24 protein-coding genes are annotated in these 17390 nt (G+C 71.8%); 8 read left to right on the top strand and 16 right to left on the bottom strand.

Translation table 11 applies throughout. The features are described from left to right. Nucleotides 1-2 precede the first annotated feature (2 nt). Nucleotides 3-152, bottom strand: coding sequence for a hypothetical protein (locus EV284_RS32575; RefSeq protein WP_165425443.1), 150 nt, complete (start codon nucleotides 150-152; stop codon nucleotides 3-5). A 182-nt stretch (nucleotides 153-334) separates the two neighbouring features. On the opposite strand from EV284_RS32575, the gene EV284_RS02760 reads away from it, so the two are divergent. Both EV284_RS02760 and EV284_RS02755 read left to right on the top strand, forming a co-directional pair. Next, nucleotides 335-1135, top strand: a complete 801-nt coding sequence (locus EV284_RS02760; protein WP_130329863.1) for an SDR family NAD(P)-dependent oxidoreductase — start codon at nucleotides 335-337, stop codon at nucleotides 1133-1135. Nucleotides 1136-1192: 57 nt separating this feature from the next. After that, a complete protein-coding gene (locus tag EV284_RS02755) occupies nucleotides 1193-2290 on the top strand; it encodes a glutamate--cysteine ligase (protein ID WP_130329861.1) in 1098 nt (365 codons plus the stop codon). Nucleotides 2291-2293: 3 nt separating this feature from the next. On the opposite strand, the gene EV284_RS02750 is transcribed toward EV284_RS02755, so the two are convergent. From EV284_RS02750 to EV284_RS02695, 12 genes are all read right to left on the bottom strand, one after another. Next, the gene (locus tag EV284_RS02750) at nucleotides 2294-3520 is read right to left on the bottom strand and encodes an MFS transporter (protein ID WP_242625594.1); all 1227 of its coding nucleotides are present in this window, start codon (nucleotides 3518-3520) and stop codon (nucleotides 2294-2296) included. Nucleotides 3521-3972: 452 nt separating this feature from the next. Continuing rightward, nucleotides 3973-4383, bottom strand: a complete 411-nt coding sequence (locus EV284_RS02745; RefSeq protein ID WP_130329856.1) for a hypothetical protein — start codon at nucleotides 4381-4383, stop codon at nucleotides 3973-3975. Nucleotides 4384-4430: 47 nt separating this feature from the next. Next, nucleotides 4431-4733 carry a gas vesicle protein K gene (locus tag EV284_RS02740; RefSeq protein WP_130329854.1) on the bottom strand — a complete coding sequence of 101 codons (303 nt, stop codon included), beginning with the start codon at nucleotides 4731-4733 and terminating at the stop codon, nucleotides 4431-4433. 2 nt (nucleotides 4734-4735) lie between these two features. Further along, on the bottom strand, nucleotides 4736-4975 hold the full coding sequence (locus tag EV284_RS02735) for a gas vesicle protein (protein ID WP_130329852.1): 240 nt from the start codon (nucleotides 4973-4975) through the stop codon (nucleotides 4736-4738). Between the two features lie 2 nt (nucleotides 4976-4977). Then, nucleotides 4978-5754, bottom strand: coding sequence for a GvpL/GvpF family gas vesicle protein (locus EV284_RS02730; RefSeq protein ID WP_242625533.1), 777 nt, complete (start codon nucleotides 5752-5754; stop codon nucleotides 4978-4980). Next, nucleotides 5747-6157: a gas vesicle protein gene (locus EV284_RS02725; RefSeq protein ID WP_130329850.1), complete on the bottom strand. Its 411-nt coding sequence runs from the start codon at nucleotides 6155-6157 to the stop codon at nucleotides 5747-5749. The genes EV284_RS02730 and EV284_RS02725 overlap by 8 nt, the downstream gene beginning before the upstream one ends. Nucleotides 6158-6214: 57 nt before the next feature. Next, on the bottom strand, nucleotides 6215-7363 hold the full coding sequence (locus EV284_RS02720) for an SRPBCC family protein (RefSeq protein WP_130329848.1): 1149 nt from the start codon (nucleotides 7361-7363) through the stop codon (nucleotides 6215-6217). After that, nucleotides 7356-7892, bottom strand: coding sequence for a hypothetical protein (locus tag EV284_RS02715; protein WP_130329846.1), 537 nt, complete (start codon nucleotides 7890-7892; stop codon nucleotides 7356-7358). Before EV284_RS02715 ends, EV284_RS02720 begins: the two co-directional genes overlap by 8 nt. Before the next feature lie 46 nt (nucleotides 7893-7938). Continuing rightward, nucleotides 7939-8196 carry a gas vesicle protein GvpG gene (locus EV284_RS02710; protein WP_130329844.1) on the bottom strand — a complete coding sequence of 86 codons (258 nt, stop codon included), beginning with the start codon at nucleotides 8194-8196 and terminating at the stop codon, nucleotides 7939-7941. 38 nt (nucleotides 8197-8234) lie between these two features. Further along, a complete protein-coding gene (locus tag EV284_RS02705) occupies nucleotides 8235-8948 on the bottom strand; it encodes a GvpL/GvpF family gas vesicle protein (RefSeq protein ID WP_130329842.1) in 714 nt (237 codons plus the stop codon). Nucleotides 8949-8951: 3 nt separating this feature from the next. Beyond that, complete coding sequence (locus tag EV284_RS02700; RefSeq protein WP_130329840.1) at nucleotides 8952-9401, bottom strand: gas vesicle structural protein GvpA; 450 nt, start codon at nucleotides 9399-9401, stop codon at nucleotides 8952-8954. Between the two features lie 66 nt (nucleotides 9402-9467). Then, the gene (locus EV284_RS02695; RefSeq protein ID WP_278045804.1) at nucleotides 9468-9776 is read right to left on the bottom strand and encodes a gas vesicle protein; all 309 of its coding nucleotides are present in this window, start codon (nucleotides 9774-9776) and stop codon (nucleotides 9468-9470) included. Here EV284_RS02695 and EV284_RS33645 point away from each other — a divergent pair. Then, nucleotides 9686-10357: a YbaK/EbsC family protein gene (locus tag EV284_RS33645; RefSeq protein ID WP_347402169.1), complete on the top strand. Its 672-nt coding sequence runs from the start codon at nucleotides 9686-9688 to the stop codon at nucleotides 10355-10357. The genes EV284_RS02695 and EV284_RS33645 overlap by 91 nt on opposite strands. Nucleotides 10358-10465: 108 nt before the next feature. On the opposite strand, the gene EV284_RS02685 is transcribed toward EV284_RS33645, so the two are convergent. Further along, the gene (locus tag EV284_RS02685; RefSeq protein ID WP_130329836.1) at nucleotides 10466-10807 is read right to left on the bottom strand and encodes an STAS domain-containing protein; all 342 of its coding nucleotides are present in this window, start codon (nucleotides 10805-10807) and stop codon (nucleotides 10466-10468) included. A gap of 397 nt (nucleotides 10808-11204) precedes the next feature. Between EV284_RS02685 and EV284_RS02680 the strand changes: the two genes are divergently transcribed. Next, the gene (locus tag EV284_RS02680) at nucleotides 11205-12224 is read left to right on the top strand and encodes a DUF2993 domain-containing protein (protein WP_242625531.1); all 1020 of its coding nucleotides are present in this window, start codon (nucleotides 11205-11207) and stop codon (nucleotides 12222-12224) included. 1 nt (nucleotide 12225) lies between these two features. On the opposite strand, the gene EV284_RS02675 is transcribed toward EV284_RS02680, so the two are convergent. Continuing rightward, nucleotides 12226-13008, bottom strand: coding sequence for a TetR/AcrR family transcriptional regulator (locus tag EV284_RS02675; RefSeq protein WP_130329834.1), 783 nt, complete (start codon nucleotides 13006-13008; stop codon nucleotides 12226-12228). Nucleotides 13009-13247: 239 nt separating this feature from the next. On the opposite strand from EV284_RS02675, the gene EV284_RS02670 reads away from it, so the two are divergent. The 3 genes from EV284_RS02670 to EV284_RS02660 all read left to right on the top strand — a co-directional run bounded on the left by EV284_RS02670 (nucleotide 13248) and on the right by EV284_RS02660 (nucleotide 16723). After that, nucleotides 13248-14960, top strand: coding sequence for an MFS transporter (locus EV284_RS02670; protein WP_130329832.1), 1713 nt, complete (start codon nucleotides 13248-13250; stop codon nucleotides 14958-14960). A 71-nt stretch (nucleotides 14961-15031) separates the two neighbouring features. After that, the gene (locus EV284_RS02665) at nucleotides 15032-16144 is read left to right on the top strand and encodes an aminotransferase class V-fold PLP-dependent enzyme (protein WP_130329830.1); all 1113 of its coding nucleotides are present in this window, start codon (nucleotides 15032-15034) and stop codon (nucleotides 16142-16144) included. A 69-nt stretch (nucleotides 16145-16213) separates the two neighbouring features. Further along, on the top strand, nucleotides 16214-16723 hold the full coding sequence (locus EV284_RS02660) for an SRPBCC family protein (RefSeq protein WP_130329828.1): 510 nt from the start codon (nucleotides 16214-16216) through the stop codon (nucleotides 16721-16723). A gap of 4 nt (nucleotides 16724-16727) precedes the next feature. Here the strand turns inward: EV284_RS02660 and EV284_RS02655 are convergent, their stop codons facing one another. After that, nucleotides 16728-16973 (bottom strand): DUF6479 family protein, encoded by a 246-nt coding sequence (locus EV284_RS02655; protein WP_130329826.1) that lies wholly within the window; start codon nucleotides 16971-16973, stop codon nucleotides 16728-16730. Between the two features lie 211 nt (nucleotides 16974-17184). Between EV284_RS02655 and EV284_RS02650 the strand changes: the two genes are divergently transcribed. Further along, a complete protein-coding gene (locus tag EV284_RS02650; RefSeq protein ID WP_030805655.1) occupies nucleotides 17185-17355 on the top strand; it encodes a hypothetical protein in 171 nt (56 codons plus the stop codon). Nucleotides 17356-17390: the final 35 nt, after the last annotated feature.

Below are 17390 nucleotides of genomic sequence, written 5' to 3'. Positions count from 1 at the left end.
GGCTACTCGTCGTCCTCCGGCAGCCGTTCCCCCTCGGCCTGCGAGGGTGTGGTGCGCGGCACGTCGCGGTGGACCGCGCGGGTACGGCTTTCCTCCGGGTCCGGTTCCCGCTCGCCCTCTGCCTGGGACGGGGTCGGGGTCTGCTCACTCATGTCCGGCCTCCATGTCGATGGAGGGCGAGTCCCCCCGACGGGAGCACGGAAAACGCCCCCGATCGGGGTCACCGTGTCCCCGGGCCGTTCAGGAACGGCCGAGAGGGGAACTGCGGGAGGTACGCGAGGCGCGCCCCGCACCGGCCCTTCACAGCAGAAGTCGTACAGGAAGAGACCCGGCCATGAACGATCTCAAGCCTCTCGCCCTGGTCACGGGCGCGTCCAGCGGTATCGGCTTCGAGCTGGCCAAGCAGTTGGCCGAACGCGGCTTCGACCTGATCGTCAACGCCGAGAACGACACCGGGCTGCGGCAGGCGGCCCAGGACATCCGGGCGGAGACCGGGGCGTCGGTGGAGCCGGTCCGCGCCGACCTGCGCCACTACGACCAGGCGGAGGAGCTGTGGACGGCGGTCACCGCGACGGGCCGTCCCCTCGATGTCGCGGTGCTCAACGCCGGGGTGGGCCAGGGCGGCCCGTTCGCGGAGACCGACCTCGAGGACGAGCTGGAGATCGTCGACCTCAATGTGCGCTCGACGGTGCACCTGGGCAAGCGGGTGGTGCGCGAGATGGTGTCCCGTGGCCGGGGCCGCATCCTCGTCACCTCGTCCGTCGCCTCCACCATGCCCGGAACCTTCCAGGCGGTGTACAACGCGTCGAAGTCGTTCGTGCAGTCCTTCACCCAGGCGTTGCAGAGCGAGCTGAAGGACACCGGCGTCACTCTGACCGCGCTGATGCCCGGCCCCACCGAGACCGAGTTCTTCCACCGCGCGGACATGGACGACACGCAGGTCGGCCGGCAGGAGAAGGACGACCCCGCCGAGGTCGCGCGTGAGGGACTGGAGGCGCTTTTCGAGGGCAAGGACAAAGTAGTCGCGGGGTCCGCCAGGACGAAGGCGCAGGGTATGGCCGCCAAGGTGGTACCCGACAAGCTCAAGGCCGAGGCCCATCGCAGGATGGCCGAACCCGGCTCGGGCGCCGAATGACCGACGGGACACAAAGAAGAGGGCCGGTCCCCGGACCGGGCAGGGAGGACGGGCCGGGTGCGCAGCGTGGGAGTGGAGGAGGAACTCCTCCTGGTGGACGCGGAGAGCGGCGAGCCGCGGGCCGTCGCGGCGGCGGTGCTGGCGCAGGCCGGCCGGGCCGCCGGGGCGGACGAGCAGCAGGTCTTCGAGCCGGAGCTGCAACGCCAGCAGGTGGAGTTCGCCACCGCCCCGCAGACCCGGGCGGACGAGCTGGCGGCCGAGATCCGCAGGTGCCGCGCCGAGGCGGGACGGCTCGCCGGGCGCACCGGCGCGGCGGTGGCCGCTCTCGCCACCTCTCCCCTGCCGGTCAGCCCGGCGCTCACCCCTGACCAGCGGTACCACTGGATGGCCGACCGCTTCGGGCTGACCCTGTCGGACCAGCTCACCTGCGGGTGTCATGTGCACGTTTCGGTGGACTCCGACGAGGAGGGTGTGGCCGTACTGGACCGCATCCGCCCCTGGCTGCCCGTCCTCCTCGCCCTGAGCGCCAACTCCCCCTTCTGGCAGGGGCAGGACAGCTCCTACAGCAGCTATCGCAGCCAGATGTGGGGCCGCTGGCCCTCGGCCGGGCCGACGGACCTCTTCGGCTCCGCCGACCGGTACCACGAGCGGGTGCGGGACATGATCGGCACCGGGGTGCTGCGGGACGCCGGGATGATCTACTTCGACGCCCGGCTCTCCGCCCAGTACCCGACGGTGGAGATCCGGGTCGCCGACGTCTGCCTCGACCCGGACACCACGGTCCTGCTGGCCCTGCTGTGCCGCGCCCTGGTGGAGACGGCCGCCCGCGAGTGGCAGACGGGCGAGCCCCCGGCCCGGCTCGGCACCTCCCTGGTCCGGCTCGCCGCCTGGCAGGCCGCCCGGTACGGCCTGGAGGAGCATCTGCTGCACCCCCTGACCATGCGTCCCGCCCCGGCGGAGACGGTGGTGCGCGCGCTGTTCGACCACGTACGCGACGCCCTGGACGACCACGGCGACGCCAAGGGCGTCCAGGACACCCTGGCGGGCCTGCTGAAGCACGGCAACGGCGCGATGGTCCAGCGCGCGGTCCTGGCCCGCACGGACAGCCTCCGCGCGGTCGTCAGCGAGTGCGTGCGCCGCACCGGCGAGGAATGACCCTCAGGCGGCGGTGACGAGGGCGGCGGGCTGGTCCTTGGCCACCGCCACCGGGACCCGCGCCCGCCGGCCGCGCAGCAGGTGACCCGCGCCGACCGTGGCGGCGATGAGCAGCCCGCCCGCGACGAGGGCGCCCCGCGCACCGGCGTGCTGCATCAGCAGGCCCAGCACGGGCGGGCCCGCGAGCCCCCAGAGAGTGGAGACGGTGCTCCAGACGCCGAGCACACGCCCCCTCAGGTGGGGCGGCGGGTCGGTCTGCAGGACGGTCGTCCCGGCGGTGTCCGAGACCGACTCGACCACGGCCATGGGCAGCACGAGCACCAGCAGCACCGCGAGCGACGGCGCGAGTCCGGCGACCACCTGGAGCAGGCCCCCGGTCGCCGCGAGCAGGCCGACCAGCCGGACCGACGGCTTGCGCAGCCGGGCGGCGAGCACCGCGCCGACGATGCCCCCGGCGGCGAGCACCGTGGAGACCGTGCCGAACGACCCGGCCCCGCCCGCGAGCGGCCCGGTGACCAGGACCGCCAGGGTGAGGGCGTAGTTGCGGCCGAACACCGCGCTGATCCCGGTGATGCCGGCGAGGGCGACCAGGCGCGGGCGCCGCGCGAAGAAGATCAGGCCCTGTCGTGCGCTCATGTCCGGCGCGTCCTTCGAGACGCGGTCCAGGGCGACGGGCTCCGTGTGGCGCTGAGGGCGCAGGAAGGGGATCACGGCCGCGACGAACAGGAAGGACAGCGCGTTGGCCGCGTAGGCCGAGGCCGTCCCGAGCAGGCCGACGGTGACTCCGGCGAGCGCGGCGCCCGCGAGCCGTCCGGCGCTGTGCACGAGGGAGCCCACGCCGATGGCGGAGGGCACGTCCTCGGCTCGGACGAGGTCGTTGCCGAGCAGCGAGCAGGCCGGTCCGTCGACGGTGGCGACGAGGCCGGTGACGGCGGCCAGCGCCATCAGCGCGGGCAGGTCGAGCCGGTGCGTGACGACGAGGAAGGCCGTGACGAGGGCGACGACACCGAGGAGCGCCTGGCTGACGGCGGCGGTCAGCTTGCGCGGCCACCGGTCGACGAAGGTGCCGCCCGCCAGGCCCATCAGCAAGCCGGGGGCCGCCTGTACGGACATGGACAGGCCGGTCGCCGCGGCCGAGCCGGTGATCTGGAGCACCAGCAGGTTCTGGACCGTGAGCTGCATCCAGGTGCCGGTGTTGGAGACGAGATGGGCGACGGACCACCACCGCATGCTGCGGTACTTCAGGGAACGCCAGGGCGAGGAGGCGTCGGTGAGCGCACGCGGGCGCGGGGCACCGGCGGAGGAGGAGGGCATGGTGGCGTACCTGATGGGACAGGCCCGGTCGCGGTGACGCGCGCGGGTTGCGGCGGGGGCGGCGGAGCCGCGGGCCCTCGTCGGCCTGCGCGGTCGTTCCGCCGGAACGGTCGGCTGCCTCGGCGGGTGTCACCAGGGGACCTGCCCGGCCTGCGGCCCGACCATCGTGGCAGACCAGCGCCCCTCTCCCGGCCCGCCGCCGGTGACGTCCGCGTACGGTCAGCCACCGCACCCGCGTCTGCCTGCGCCTTCGTCCGTAAGGTGCGGTTCGTCACAGAAAGCACCCCGGACACACGGGCACCTCCCGCGCGTCGGCGGACGCGGGGGAGGTCGCCGTGGGTGGTGCTGTTCTCGCGGAGCGAGTGTGCTCAGATCCGGCCCCGGGCCAGGCGGGTCAGAGGGCCCATCTGCGGCTTGGCCGTCGAACGGCCTATCGCGAAGGCGGCTCCGGCGACCCCGGCCACACCGGCCGCGGCCGCTGCGGCGACCGCCCTGCGGTGCTTGATGACCGTCCACGCGGTACCCGCGGCCTCGACGGCCTTGGCGGTGTTGGCCGCGACGACCTGCTGGCCGCTCTGCAGACCGGCGACGGCCGCACGGCTCACGCGCTGGGTGGTGTCACCGACCGACTGGACGGTGGAGACCGTCGACTTCTTGGCCTCCTGCGCCTGCTCCTTGGCGTCGCCGGCCGTCGCCCGCGCCGTGGCGGTGCGGGAGGAGGCGGCCTTCTTGGCACTCGCCGCGGTGGTGCTCCTGGTGTTCTTTTTGTCGTCAGTCATAGTGCCCTACTGTCCTTTCCCCCGGCGCCGAAACAGGTTTTCGGAATTCACAGGTCCCGGGGGAGCAACGACCCCAACGGCCCGAGATCCAGATTCAGTTCGTCCATTGTCAGGTTGTATCGCTCACACAGTTCTTCCATGCGTTCCTGGAGAATCATCAGCGTCATACCGATGCGTTCTTCCTGGTCGTCGTCGAGATCTCCCTGGTCCACCCGGTGAATTGCCGTGCGCTCCATCAGCTGGCGCAGCAATTCGACAATGGTGAGTACCAGCTTCATCAGATCCCGTTCCACCGTGTCGGGGTCCGTCCGCAGATGGGCGGCCAGCGCGTTGGCGGGTGTCTCCGGCATCGTCAGCTCTCCTCAGGCCTGCTCGGTGCGGCACGCGGGATGATGGCGGGCCCCGGCGCGTCCGCCGTGATCGAGCGGATGACCGCACGCAGGTTGATGTGCACCAGGTCGACGTCGGCGATGCTCAGCACGATGTCGCCGGTGAGCACCGCCCCGCCGTTGAGCAGCCGGTCCAGCAGGTCGATCAGGGCGACGGGGGGCCGGCCGACCGGCTCGGCGCCCTGTCCGTTCGCGGGCCGCATGCTCAACTCGCGACCCCGCCCGCGAAGGAGTACGGCGCCCAGGGCCCGGTCACCTCGATGGTGACACCGGGCAGGTCCGAGGCGAGCGCGCCCAGCTCGGTACGGAACCGCTCCACGTCCCGCCGGGGCACGAGGTACGCCTCGTTGGCCACGTTCTCGCCCCGCCCGGCCGACCATTCGCCCTGCTGGGGGCGGTGGACCGCACGGGCGGAGGCGAGCGCGGAGGCCGCCTGCACCGCCCGCTCCGCGGTGTCGCGGGCGGCGCCGTAGGTGTCCTGGGCCCGGCGGCGCTGGGCCCGGCGGCGCTGCAGATACGCGCGGCCGGGGCTGGCGTCCGCCGCCTCGGGCTCCTCGGCGGGCTCGGCGGCCTTGGGTTCGGCGTACACCTTCAGCCCGAGTTCGACATGGCCGTCCAGGGTGCCCAGCAGCTCCTCGAACCAGGCGTGCTGCTCGTCGAGCATCGCCGCCACCCGCGCCCGGTCGCGGTAGACCGTGGCCAGGCGCATCGGGAGGACCGTGGCGGTGGCGAAGGCGGCGTCCACCACGGCGTGGTGGGCCCGCGCGATCGCCTCCAGCCGCTCCAGGTCCTCCAGCTGGCGGGCGAGGTACTCCTCGGCGAACCGGTCGGCGGGGACGGTGGACACCAGGGCGGTGAGCCCCCGTCCGCCGCCGACCGTGCGTACGGTGCCGCCGTCCACCCCGGTCACCGGGGCCGTCCCGTCGAGGACCAGGTCCCCGAGGCCGACGGCGTACACGTACTCCATCTCCGTCTCACTCACGGCCGGCCTCCCGTTCCGCGGGCTCCGGCCGGGCGTCGCCGTCGGCCGTGTGGCCGGCGGGCAGCTCGGCGGCGGCGCGCAGTCGGGCGATCTCGGCCCGCAGCCGCTCGTTCTCCTCGCTCAGCGCCGGGTCGGACGCGGCGGGAGCGGTGACGGAGGGCTGCGCACGGGAGGAGAGCGAGGGATCGTGCTCCCACCAGTCGATGCCCATTTCCTTCGCCTTGTCGACGGATGCGACGAGCAGGCGCAGTTTGATGGTCAGCAACTCGATGTCGAGCAGATTGATCTTGATGTCCCCCGCGATCACAATTCCCTTGTCGAGGACCCTCTCCAGAATGTCGGCGAGATTGGCGCCGTTTCCCTGCCCCGCATAGGACGGCGAGGTGCGCGGAGGGGCCGGCATTCGACCGGCGAGTGAATCGGACACGTTCTCAACCCTGTCTTTCGGCTGTTTCCCGGATCAGGCGCCGGCGTCGGCGGTGCGCCGGCGCCGCGAGGACCGGGGAGCCGTCTCCTCGTCCGCCTCGGGCTCGTCCTCGGCCTCGTCGTAGGACTCCTCGTCCTCCGGCTCGCCGGCCTCGGCCTCGTACTCCTCGACGTCCTCGGGGTCGACGTCCTCGTCGGCCTCGTCGAGGTACTCCTCCTCGCCGTCCTCGACGGGCTCGTCGTCCTCGGCGTCCTCGATGTCGTCCTCGTCGGTGTCGGGCGCGTCGGCGAGCTCGCCCTCGTCCTCGGCGGGCGGCTCCTCCTGCTCTTCCTCGCCCTGTTCCGCCTCTTCCTGCTCGATGGCGTCCTCGTGGCTGACGACCACCTCACCGTCGCGGACCTCCCCACGCCAGCCGTCGGTCGCCTCGCCGCGCATCATGATGAACTTGCGGTAGAGCTTGAGGTCGAGCCGGGCCCGGCGGCCCTGGGCGCGCCAGATGTTGCCCGTCTTCTCGAACAGCCCCTTGGGGAAGTACTCGAGGACCAGCAGCACCTTGGTGAGGTTGTCGGTGATCGCGTGGAAGGTGACGACACCCTTGACGGTGCCCTTGGCGCCCTCCGTCGTCCAGGTGATCCGCTCGTCCGGCACCTGCTCGGTGACGTTCGCCTTCCAGCTCCGGGTGGACTTGGCGACCTTCACCTTCCAGTTGCTGGTGGTGTCGTCCGCCTTCTCCACGCTCACCACGCCCTTGGCGAAGGTGGAGAACTCCTGGAACTGGGTCCACTGGTCGTACGCCTCGCGCACCGGCACGCCGACTTCGATGTCCTCGACGATGGTCACGCTCTTGGACTTGCCGCCGCCGGACTTGCGCCCCTTGCCGAACAGACCCTTGACCTTGTCCTTCACGGTGTCCTTCAGGTGGGAGACGCCCGCCGACATGGCCGCCTGCGCCGGTGACTTGCCGTCGGCGAGCGCCTGCCCGCCCTTGGCGAGGCTCTTGAGCGGGCCGCCCTCGCCCGGCGTGCCGAGCCTGGTGACGCTCTCACCGAGCTTGTGACCGAGCTGGCTGACGGTGTGCTCGGCGCGGGCGCGCAGATAGTTGCCCAGCGCTTCCTTCAGGCGGTCGGTCGACTCGTTGTGGACGACCTCGTCCTTGGCCTTGCTCAGCACGGAATCAGCCATTGCCGTTACCGCCGCTCTTGCGCGTGGCGGAGGAGGCCCGCTTCTTGGCGGCCCCGCCGGCGCGGGAGGCGCCGCCGCGGGAGGCGGCCGACTTGGCGGCGCCGGTGCTCTTGCGGGCGGCCGCGGTCTTGCGGCGCGTGCCCTCGGAGGCGGAGGAGCGCTGCCGCTTGGCGGGCTTCTCCTCCTCGTCGCCCTCCTCGTCCTCGGCCTCGTCGCCCTGCGGGCCGTCCAGCGCCTTGGTGCGCTGGGAGATGGAGTCGGCGAGCGAGTCGGCGAGGCCGGTGGCGCGCTTGGTCAGCGCCTCGGTGGCCGCGGCCTTCGTGGTCTCCACCAGCTCCTTGCGGACCTGGGCGTTGAGACCGGCGAGGGCGGGCGACTCGGCGAGCAGCGTGCCGATGCGGCGCGGGTCGAGGTCGAGCTTCTTGCCGGCCAGGAACATGCCCAGGCCGATGGCCATCTTGGCCTTCTTGGTCCGTCCGAGTACGTATCCGCCCACCAGGGCGGCGGCTATCTTGGCGTTCTTGGTCATTCGTTGAGCACCTCAGTCTCTGCGGGTCGTCGAGTGCGCGGTCCGGTCAGCGGCTTCCTCCGTCCCCTCGCCGGTGGGCGTCGATCTCGTCCAGCCTGTCGAGCAGTTCGTCCTCGCGGCGGTCGTACTCCTCGTCGGAGATCTGGCCGCTGGTCAACGCCCGTTCCAGTGCGGCCAGTTCGCGCCGGACGGGTTCCGGGTCGTAGTACTCCTCCTCCGCCGCGGTCAGCACCTGGTCGATGACCCAGAGCGAGCCGCGCAGCGGGGCGAGGGGAAAGGTCACGATGCCGGTGATGAGTCCCATTCCGGCGCTCCCTTCCGTCGTCGGCCGGGCGGCCGTGTTCAGACGAAGCTGTACGGCGGCAGCGGCCCGGTGAGGGTGAAGGTGTACGCGTCCCCGCGCTGGTCCGACTCCCGCTCCACGGCCTGGACGAAGCTGTCCACCCCGTCCTCGGGGACGAGGAAGGACACGTTCAGGAAGTGCGTCGAGCTGGGCTCGCCCGCCGAGAGACGGGTCGCCGCGGACTCGAGCCGGCGGGAGAGGTCGTCGGCCTCCGCGCTGCTGCGGGCGGACACCTCGTGGGAGATCAGCTCACCGAGCGCGACCCGCTCGTCGTGCGCGCCGGGCTGGTCCCGGGTGCGTTCGCGCAGGTCGCGGACCTGGTCGGACTCGGCCACGATCTCGCGCAGCAGGTCGTCCTCGTCGCGGGAGACCTTGAGGTGGTACTCGACGTGGCCGTCCAGTTCCTCGAGGCGGGCGCGGTAGCGGTCGCCCTCGGCGTCCAGCGCGCTCGCCACCTGCTCGTCGTCGGGGGCGAGCAGGCCGAAGCGCATGGGGAGGGTCGCGCCGTCGCTCATCAGGACCTCAAGCACACGCTGGTGGGCCTGGACGTCGCGGCGCTTGGCCCGCAGGCCCTCCGGCGCGTCGCTGACGACGGCCGTCAGGCTGTCGGTGCGCACGGTGCGCAGCGGTGCCGGGGACTCGCCGACGCCGAAGACCTCCTCCAGGTGCAGCGGGTGGTCGGCTCCGGTGATGCCGTAGACGTAAGTGGGCACGGATTACTCCCCGCGGTTCTGGCTGGACTGCCGGCTGGACGTGGACTTGCGCGGCGCGCGCTTACGGGGCTGCGACTCCTGCTCGGAGTCGTCGCCCTTGCTCCCGAGCGACTCGGTGAACGCCTCGACGGCTCCGGTCAGTGCTCCTTTCGACTTCCCCTTCGCCCCGCTCTCCACGGTGTCGCCGACGATGTCGGTGAGCTGGGCCGGCGCCTTGCGGCCGGCCTCCAGGTCGAGGCGGTTGCACGCCTCGGCGAAGCGCAGGTAGGTGTCGACGCTCGCGACGACCACCCGGACGTCGATCTTGAGTATCTCGATGCCGACGAGGGAGACGCGCACGAACGCGTCGATCACGAGCCCTCGGTCCAGGATGAGTTCGAGGACGTCGTAGAGATTGCCTCCACCGCCGCCGCTTCCGCCGGACTGGGTGCTGGACTGCTGTACGAGTGCCATGCTGACTTCTTTCCGTTGATCGATTCAGGGCGCCGCGCGCTCGATTCGCTGCGGCCGCCCGCTGACTCAGCGGCGGTCGATCTGACCCCGGGCGTACCGGCGCACGCGCTCGTAGGCCATGAGCCGTCCCTGCTTGTCGAGTTCGACGCGGTAGGACGCCATGACACTCATCGTGTCCGGCACCTTCTCGACCTCGACGACCTCGACGTCCGCCATCCAGCCGTCGTCGGTGGCCTTCACGGCCGAGACCGAGCTCACCTCACGCTGGAGCAGTCCGGCGAGCTGTGCGGCTGCCTGCCGCATCACGCTCGGCAGGTCCATGCGCTCGTCGGAGTCCTGACCGCTCTTCTCGCTCTTGCTGTCTGTTCTGTCCACAATCCCCTCCCCTGAACGGGAGTCTTCGAGGAGGTCCTTCACCTGTCCTCTACGCCTTCCGCTTCGGTTGCCCGTGGGTCTCGCACATATGCGTGAGCGATCGAATCGAACGGCGGTGCTACTGGAAGGGGTGGGTTCAGGACACGGCGAGAGACGCCAAGAAGCCCCCACGCACGCCGACTTGGGCTTCACCGTGGAATCGGCCCGGAGGGAGAGGAGCCCGCACGACGAGGCCGCGGGTGAACGCGGCGGAGAGGGTGGCGAGTTGTTCCGGGTCGGCACCCTCCGGGCGCGGCCGACGTGCGACCCGGCGCCTCGCCGGTCTGCTGGGCGTGGCCCGCAAGCGGATCCGGCGCGCGGACCCGGTCTTCGTCCTCACGGCCACCGGCCAGGAGGTGGGCGGTGTGGCACCGGTCGGCCACCCGCGGCCCGTCCGCACGCTCGTCGACGCGACCCTGGCCGAGCACGAGCATCTGTGGGCGGGCGCCGGAATGCCGCACACGGTGTTCCGGACGACATCCCCGGAGCTGGTACGGATCACCGGCGGGGAGCCGGCCGAGGTCGCGGAGGGGTCGGCGTAGGGCCTGTCCGGCAATGCGCGCCGTCGCCAGGAGGGCGGACGCGCGGGGAGAGTGCGGGCATGGTGTAGCGCGGCAGCCGGCAGTCGTCCGACGGCCGCCGGGCGCGTCTCACTCCTCGATGACGGCCACCACGTCGAGCCCCGCGTTGCGGAGGATGCGCTGGACGGCCCGGCGGGGGCCGCGGATGGTGAGTTCGGCGGGTTCCGGCCTCAGGGTGGCTCCACGCAGGAGGGCGTAGGCGCAGGCCAGGTCGATACGGGTCACCTGGCTCATGTCGACGGTCCAGGCGGTGGCCGTGTGGAGTGGCGGGGAGCCGAGGACCTCCTCCAGATCGCGCAGGGCTTCGGCGCCGATGTCGCCGGCCAAGATCAGCTCCGGCAGCCGGACGTCGGCGGCCGAGACCGTCAGGACAGGCCCGATGGGCGGCTCGAAGGGCGGTTCGGCTGCCATGGTGACCTCCTCGCAGCCGGAGGCGGAACACTGCTCTGCCTCCCATGGTCCCTCAGCCCACCGGGTTCGCGCACACGGTCGCCACATGATCGGTCACGCTTCTTCACCCACGCCGCGCGGTCCCGTCACCACGGTGTGAGAACCGTCGCGCCCCACGGACTGAACTTGCGTCCGACCTGCGGTGACGTGTTTGGGTGGCGTGATGCGCTCCTCCACTCGCATGGCGTCCCACCGCTCGACCGGCCACCGGACTCCCGCCGAACCCGACAGCCCGTCAGCGGGCCGGCCCGGCCCGACCGGGGACGCCGGTCCCTACCGGGAAGGTGACGGGCGGCGCGCCGGTCGCCGCGGGCGCGGACGGAAGCGCATCCGGCGGTTCAAGAACCTGCGGCGCCTGGTGAAGGCGGGAATCGCGGTCGTCGTCGCGCTCGCCTTCCTGGTGCTGGGCGACCGGTTCGCGGTGCTGTTCGCGGAGCGCGAGGCCGAGGACCAGTTGCAGAAGTCGCTGCGCCTGGAGGCGGCGCCGCAGGTGGAGATCGACGGGTTCCCGTTCCTGACCCAGGTCCTGGACAAGCGGATCGACACCGCTCACGTCACCGTCCCCGACCTCGCCGCCGACCGGGTGTCGCTGGCGCGGGTCCATGCCACCGCCCACGACGTGCGGCTCGACGGCGAACTCCCCTCCCACCTGGGGGGCGGCATCATCCAGTCCCTCGACGGCGACGTACTGCTCTCCTTCGAAGACCTCGACCGTGAACTGGGCGCTTCCCAGGTGGAGTTCAGCAAGCTGGGGCCCGGCGCGATCAAGGCGGAGGGCCAGGTGCCGATCGGCGGGCAGCGGCTCGGGCTGCACGCACAGGCCCGCATCGGGCGGTCCGGCGACCACGGGGTCGCGACCGACATCAGCCGCATGCGGCTGGACATCGGGGACGTGGCCGTCTTCCGGCCCGGCCGGCACGGGGGGCTCCAGCTCACCCCGAAGGGTGCGCGCGCGGTGGCGGAACAGCGGGACAAGGTGCGCGCCATGCTGGCCGTACCGGTGATCGCGGAGCGTGCCGGGATCGACCGGTCGCAGATCCGCGAGGCCATGCGCAGCGAGCCGGCCCTGGAGCGGCTCACCGGCACGCCGGGGTTCGTGGGCAAGCTGATGAAGGTCAATCTGTTCGACGTGGTCGCCGACCAGCCCGACCTGCCGGCGAAGCTCGGCGTCGACCCCCAGCTGATGGGGGCGGTACGGGGTGTCACCGAGCCGCAGCTCGCGGATCGGCTCAATCTGTCGTTCGAGCTGCCGAGGACGCCCGGTGATCTCCGCATCCAGCGGATCACGGTGGAGCGGGACGGCATCCGGGCGCACCTCAGCGGTGGCGCGCTGCCGTTCGGTGACGCCGCGAAGGCGCGGGCGGCGGGCGGGCGCTGAGTCAGGCGTCCGGCGCCTTGTCCGGCAGATAGCTCGCCAGGCCCCGCAGGATGATCTCCAGGCCGATGTCGAACCGCTCGTCGGCGGAGTCGGTCACCATCACGTCCGCGAGTGCGCGCAGGTGGGGGAAGTCCGCCGGGGGCAGGGAGGCGAAGTAGTCCTGCATCTCGCCGGCCATCTCGCGCCAGTCGGGGCGGGCCAGTGAGGAGTCGCCGCCGTCGGGCCGGGCGGCGGCCCGGTCCTGCCACATGCCCTCCTCCAGCACGAAGCCGTCGATGTAGGTGGAGATGAGGTCCCCGGCCTCCGCCGCGATCCGGTCAGGCAGCCCGGCCGTGCGGAATATGGCGAGCAACCCCTCGACGTGCGGCAGCAGTTCGGCGGTGAAGGGGACGTGGGCCATGGAGATCCGGGCGACGTCCCGGTGCGACAGCAGCCGCTCGCGTCCGGCACGGGCGTAGTCCCGGACCTGCTCGCGCCACCGCTCGGGGTCGGGCGCCGGCATCGTGAAGCCGTCGAAGAGCCGGGTGTACATCAGCTCCAGCAGGTCGTCCTTGGAGCTCACGTAGGCGTAGAGCGCGGAGACGGTGACGCCCAGTTCGGCCGCCACCTGGCGCATCGAGAGCCTGTCGAGCCCCTGGCGGTCCAGCACGGTGAAGGCGGCCTCGACGATCCGCTCACGCGACAGGGGGGCGCGGTGGGGCGCCGTCTGCGGACGGGCGGGACGCTCGCGTTCCCAGGGGGACGGCGGAGGGGGTGCGGGGTTGCCGGCGGCCTCGTCGCTCATGGGGACAGTCTAGGGCTGCCGGAGAACAGTGTTCACGGCTGGTGAGCGGGGTCTGCCCGCGAGGCGCGCGATGTCCGGAGCGGTTGTCCACAGGGCCCCCGACGGTGCGAGACGCGATATATCTTGTTCTCGCGATCCACTTGCGCTATATCTTCATGAACAGCGTTCTCCGAGTGAGCACTGTTCTGCTACGGTGAACAGTGTTCTCCGGCTTCGGCCCCTTCCGCGAGGAGTTTTCGATGTCCACCACCGGTGTCGCGTCCGCCGAGGCGCCCACTGACTCACCAGCGCCCTACCGGTGGCGCTGGGCTGCGCTCTTCGTGATCCTCGCGGCCGAGGTGATGGACCTCCTGGACGCCGTGGTCACGAACATCGCGGGTCCGTCCATGCGTGCCGACCTCGGCGGCGGTGCGTCCACCCTCCAGTGGCTCGCCGCCGCGTACACGCTCTCGATGGCCGTCGGCCTGGTCACCGGCGGCCGTCTCGGCGACATCCACGGCCGGCGCACCATGTTCCTGGTCGGCGCCGCCGGCTTCACCGCGGGCTCGCTGCTCTGCGCGGTCTCGGTGTCGCCCGCGATGCTGATCGGCGCCCGTGTCGTACAGGGGCTCTTCGGCGCGGTGATGCTGCCGCAGGGCCTCGGCATGATCAAGGAGATGTTCCCGCCGAAGGAGTCGCAGAAGGCGTTCGGCATGTTCGGCCCGGTCATGGGCCTCTCCGCGGTCTCCGGGCCGATCCTGGCGGGCTGGCTCGTGGACGCCGACTACTTCGGCACCGGCTGGCGCATGATCTTCCTGATCAACCTGCCGCTGGGCGCCGCCGCCCTGCTGGGTGCCGTGCGCTATCTGCCGAGGACCCGTTCCGAGAGCAGGCCCCGTCTCGACATCCCCGGCATGCTGCTGGTCTCCCTGGCCGCGCTGCTCCTCATCTTCCCGCTGGTCCAGGGCCGTGAGTACGACTGGCCGGTGTGGGCCTTCGTGATGATGGCGGCCTCGGTCGTCGTCTTCGCCGCCTTCGCGGTGTACGAGGCGCGGCGCAGCCGGGCGGGCCTGGACCCGCTGGTGGTCATCAGCCTGTTCCGCAAGCGCGGCTTCAGCGGCGGCATGATCCTCGGCTTGGTCTTCTTCTCGGCCATGCAGGGCTTCATGCTGGTCTTCAACCTGTACACCCAGATCGGTCTCGGTTACTCGCCGCTGAAGGCGGGACTGGTGATGGTGCCCTGGTCGGGCGGCATGATCGTCGGCTTCGGGCTCGCCCAGGCGGTCACCCGGTTCGGCCGTGCCGTGCTCCAGGGAGGCGCGCTGGTCATGGCGCTCGGCGTGTTCGCGGTGTGGCTCACCCTGGACCTCGCGGGCAGCGGCGTCGGCCCCTGGCAGCTCCTGCCCTCGCTGCTGGTGACGGGTATCGGGATGGGCCTGCTGATGGCCCCCTTCTTCGACATCGTGCTGGCCAGCGTCGAGCAGCACGAGACCGGTTCGGCGTCCGGCACGATGACGGCGGTCCAACAGCTCGGCGGCGCCTTCGGCGTGGCCATCCTCGGCACCGTCTTCTTCGGCCTGCTGGGCGGCGGCATCGCCACCGCCGTCGACCACCACTCCGACGGTCTGCGCGAGCAGCTGACCGCCGCCCATGTCGCACCGGCCGCCCAGGACCGGGTCGTGGCGGATCTGCGGACCTGCGCCTCGGACCGCGCGGTCGCCAAGGACCCGGCCGCGACCCCGGCCTCCTGCGTCACGCTGGAGAGGGACACCCGGTCGGTCGTCACCTCGCCGCAGGACGGTGCGCGGATACCGGCCGCGCTCCGGTCCACCGCCACGTCGGCCTTCCAGGGCGGCTTCGGCTCCGTCATGAAGACCGTGCTGTGGATCGTGGACGGGATGCTCGTCCTGACGTTCCTGCTCGCCTTCCTCCTGCCGCGCCAGGCGCGTCCCGAGGAATCCGCCGGGCACTGAGCGGACGGCACGGGCCGGGCGTCCCAGCGCGGGGGCGCCCGGCCCATGTCCGTACCGGGGAGGATGGACCCGTGCTCACTTCGTACGCAGCTCACTTCGACACACCGCCCGGGTATCTCGACTTCGCCCGGTTCGGACCGCCGTCGCGGGATGCCGTGGACGCCACGGCGCTGGCCCTGGCGGAGTCCGCCCGCGCCGACCACACCACGGTGGACGGTCTGATGCGCGCCGAGGTGACCGCCCGGGACACCGCCGCCCGCCTCGCGGGCACCGACCCCCGGCACACCGTGCTGCTGCCGAACGCGTCCACCGGCCTCTTCCACGCCGCGCTCGGCATCCGGGAGGGCACGGTCCTCGTCCCGCGTACCGACTTCCCCGCCAACCAGTACCCGTGGCGCCGTTCCGCCGGCCTCGGCCGGGTGGCGCCCCGCTGGCTGGACCCCGAGCCGGGCGGCGGGGTCACTCCGGAGCTGGTGCGAGCCGCGCTGACCGGGGACGTCGTGGCGCTGTCGGTGAGCGCGGTGGACTTCCGCACCGGCTTCCGGGCGGATCTGGCCGGGCTGCGCGAGGCGATCGGGCCGGACCGGCTGCTGGTGGTGGACGCCATCCAGGCGTTCGGCGTGGCCGAGCTGCCGTGGGACGCGGCGGACGTGGTGGTGACCGGCGGCCAGAAGTGGCTGCGGGCGGGGTGGGCGACGGGCTTCGCCACCCTTTCCGACCGCGCGCTGGAAACACTGGAACCAGTGCTCACCGGCTGGACGGGCGTGGCGGAGGTCGGCCTCTTCGACGGGGCGGAGCATCCGCCCGCCCCGGACGCGGGCCGCTGGTCCGTCACCAATCTGAGCCCGGTGGCGGCAGCCGGGTTCGCGGCCGCGCTGGACCTCGTGGAGCGGCACACCGTGGGTGCGATCGAGGCCGCGATCGCAGAGCGGGTCGGTGAACTCACCGAGGCCGTCCGGGCGTACGGCGGCCGAGTCCTCTCCCCCACCGACCCGGCCCGGCGGGCGGGCATCCTCTCCTTCACCGTGCCGGGCCGCGACCCGGCGCTCGTGGCGAAGGCGCTGCACGCCGAGGGTGTCACGCCGACGGTGCGCACCGACTCGCTGCGGTTCTCCCCGCACGCCTCCACCCCGCCCGAGGTGTGCGACCGGGTCACCGCCGCCCTGTCGGCCCTCGGGTACTGACCCGGCCGGGGAGCCGTGCCATGATTCCTACTCGGCAGTAGCTACAGGTTCGCGGTAGGAGGCAGCGCGGTGGCCCGTGTGTTGAGTGTCAGCGACAGCATCGTCATAGACGTCTCGCCGGACGCCGCCTACCGGGCGGTGAGCGACCCCGGTGACATGGGCCGCTGGAGCCCGGAGAACCTGGGCACCACCCCCGGCTCGGCGGCGGGGCCGGCCGAGGTGGGCACCAGCTTCGTCGGACGGAACAAGCGCGGACGCTTCCGCTGGGTGACCCGGTGCACGGTCACGGCGGCCGAGCCCGGCCGCCGCTTCGCCTTCCGGGTCCACGCCATCGGCGTCGGCCGCCCGCGTCTGCGCGGCCCGATCGCCACCTGGGAGTACCGCTTCGAGCCGGCGGGTGAGGGCACTCGCGTCACCGAGACCTGGACCGACGACCGCCGTACGTGGCCCGACTTCGTGGCCGGCGTCTTCGACCGGATCGTCACCTCGGGCAGCACCTTCCCCGACTTCCAGATCCGCAACATCCGCAGGACCCTGGCCAACCTCAAGCGGGAGCTGGAGCGGCAGCCCGCGGGATGAGCCGTCAGTGACGGTGGTGGGTGTGGTTCTCCGGGTTGTCCTCCGGAGTCTGCCAGCCGACACCCGACTGGTCCTGCGGACCCCGGCGGGTGTCGGCGCCGGGCGGCGGCGTGGACATACGGCGCGAGCGCGCCCGTCGGCTGCCGAGCAGGAATCCGCCCAGCAGGATCACGGCGACGATCACGCCCACGACCAGGAGCCAGAGCGCGCCCTTGCTGGACGCGGCGAGGAATTCAGCAGCGATGTTCATGCAGGGCGGTTACCCCCGCGCACGCGGAGAATCCCTCTTCACCGGCCCGGTCAGCCTCCTTGCGCGTCCGCGCTGCACCGAACGGAGCATCGCCACCCGGGCAGCCTGCACGGCAACACGTCCACATACCCTTCAAGTCGCGTGGATAACATGGCAGTTGTGTGCGTGTATTCGCCGGTCAGGGGCAATCGGCGGTCAGGAGGTTATGACAATGGTTCCCTTGCTTCTGGTTCTTCTGCTGGCTCTCATCCTCTTCGGCGCGGGCTTCGCCCTGAAGGCGCTGTGGTGGATAGCGGTGATCGTCCTGGTCGTGTGGCTGGTCGGCTTCTTCGTGCGCCCCGCGGGCAGCGGTGGCCGTCGTGGCCGCTGGTACCGCTGGTAGGACAGCACCCGCACACCGCGGGACATGACGAAGGG

The sequence above is a fragment of the Streptomyces sp. BK022 genome, assembly GCF_004217355.1.
Lineage (GTDB): Bacteria > Actinomycetota > Actinomycetes > Streptomycetales > Streptomycetaceae > Streptomyces > Streptomyces griseoluteus.
This window is presented reverse-complemented; position numbering and strand designations above follow the sequence as displayed.

Excerpts from the sequence above, each read along its gene's own strand:
- EV284_RS32575 (WP_165425443.1), bottom strand. The coding sequence starts at position 152 with ATGAGTGAGCAGACCCCGACCCCGTCCCAGGCAGAGGGCGAGCGGGAA.
- EV284_RS02760 (WP_130329863.1), top strand. The coding sequence starts at position 335 with ATGAACGATCTCAAGCCTCTCGCCCTGGTCACGGGCGCGTCCAGCGGT.
- EV284_RS02750 (WP_242625594.1), bottom strand. The coding sequence starts at position 3,520 with ATGCGGTGGTGGTCCGTCGCCCATCTCGTCTCCAACACCGGCACCTGG.
- EV284_RS02745 (WP_130329856.1), bottom strand. The coding sequence starts at position 4,383 with ATGACTGACGACAAAAAGAACACCAGGAGCACCACCGCGGCGAGTGCC.
- EV284_RS02740 (WP_130329854.1), bottom strand. The coding sequence starts at position 4,733 with ATGCCGGAGACACCCGCCAACGCGCTGGCCGCCCATCTGCGGACGGAC.
- EV284_RS02735 (WP_130329852.1), bottom strand. The coding sequence starts at position 4,975 with ATGCGGCCCGCGAACGGACAGGGCGCCGAGCCGGTCGGCCGGCCCCCC.
- EV284_RS02725 (WP_130329850.1), bottom strand. The coding sequence starts at position 6,157 with ATGCCGGCCCCTCCGCGCACCTCGCCGTCCTATGCGGGGCAGGGAAAC.
- EV284_RS02720 (WP_130329848.1), bottom strand. The coding sequence starts at position 7,363 with ATGGCTGATTCCGTGCTGAGCAAGGCCAAGGACGAGGTCGTCCACAAC.
- EV284_RS02715 (WP_130329846.1), bottom strand. The coding sequence starts at position 7,892 with ATGACCAAGAACGCCAAGATAGCCGCCGCCCTGGTGGGCGGATACGTA.
- EV284_RS02710 (WP_130329844.1), bottom strand. The coding sequence starts at position 8,196 with ATGGGACTCATCACCGGCATCGTGACCTTTCCCCTCGCCCCGCTGCGC.
- EV284_RS02700 (WP_130329840.1), bottom strand. The coding sequence starts at position 9,401 with ATGGCACTCGTACAGCAGTCCAGCACCCAGTCCGGCGGAAGCGGCGGC.
- EV284_RS02685 (WP_130329836.1), bottom strand. The coding sequence starts at position 10,807 with ATGGCAGCCGAACCGCCCTTCGAGCCGCCCATCGGGCCTGTCCTGACG.
- EV284_RS02675 (WP_130329834.1), bottom strand. The coding sequence starts at position 13,008 with ATGAGCGACGAGGCCGCCGGCAACCCCGCACCCCCTCCGCCGTCCCCC.
- EV284_RS02670 (WP_130329832.1), top strand. The coding sequence starts at position 13,248 with ATGTCCACCACCGGTGTCGCGTCCGCCGAGGCGCCCACTGACTCACCA.
- EV284_RS02655 (WP_130329826.1), bottom strand. The coding sequence starts at position 16,973 with ATGAACATCGCTGCTGAATTCCTCGCCGCGTCCAGCAAGGGCGCGCTC.
- EV284_RS02650 (WP_030805655.1), top strand. The coding sequence starts at position 17,185 with ATGGTTCCCTTGCTTCTGGTTCTTCTGCTGGCTCTCATCCTCTTCGGC.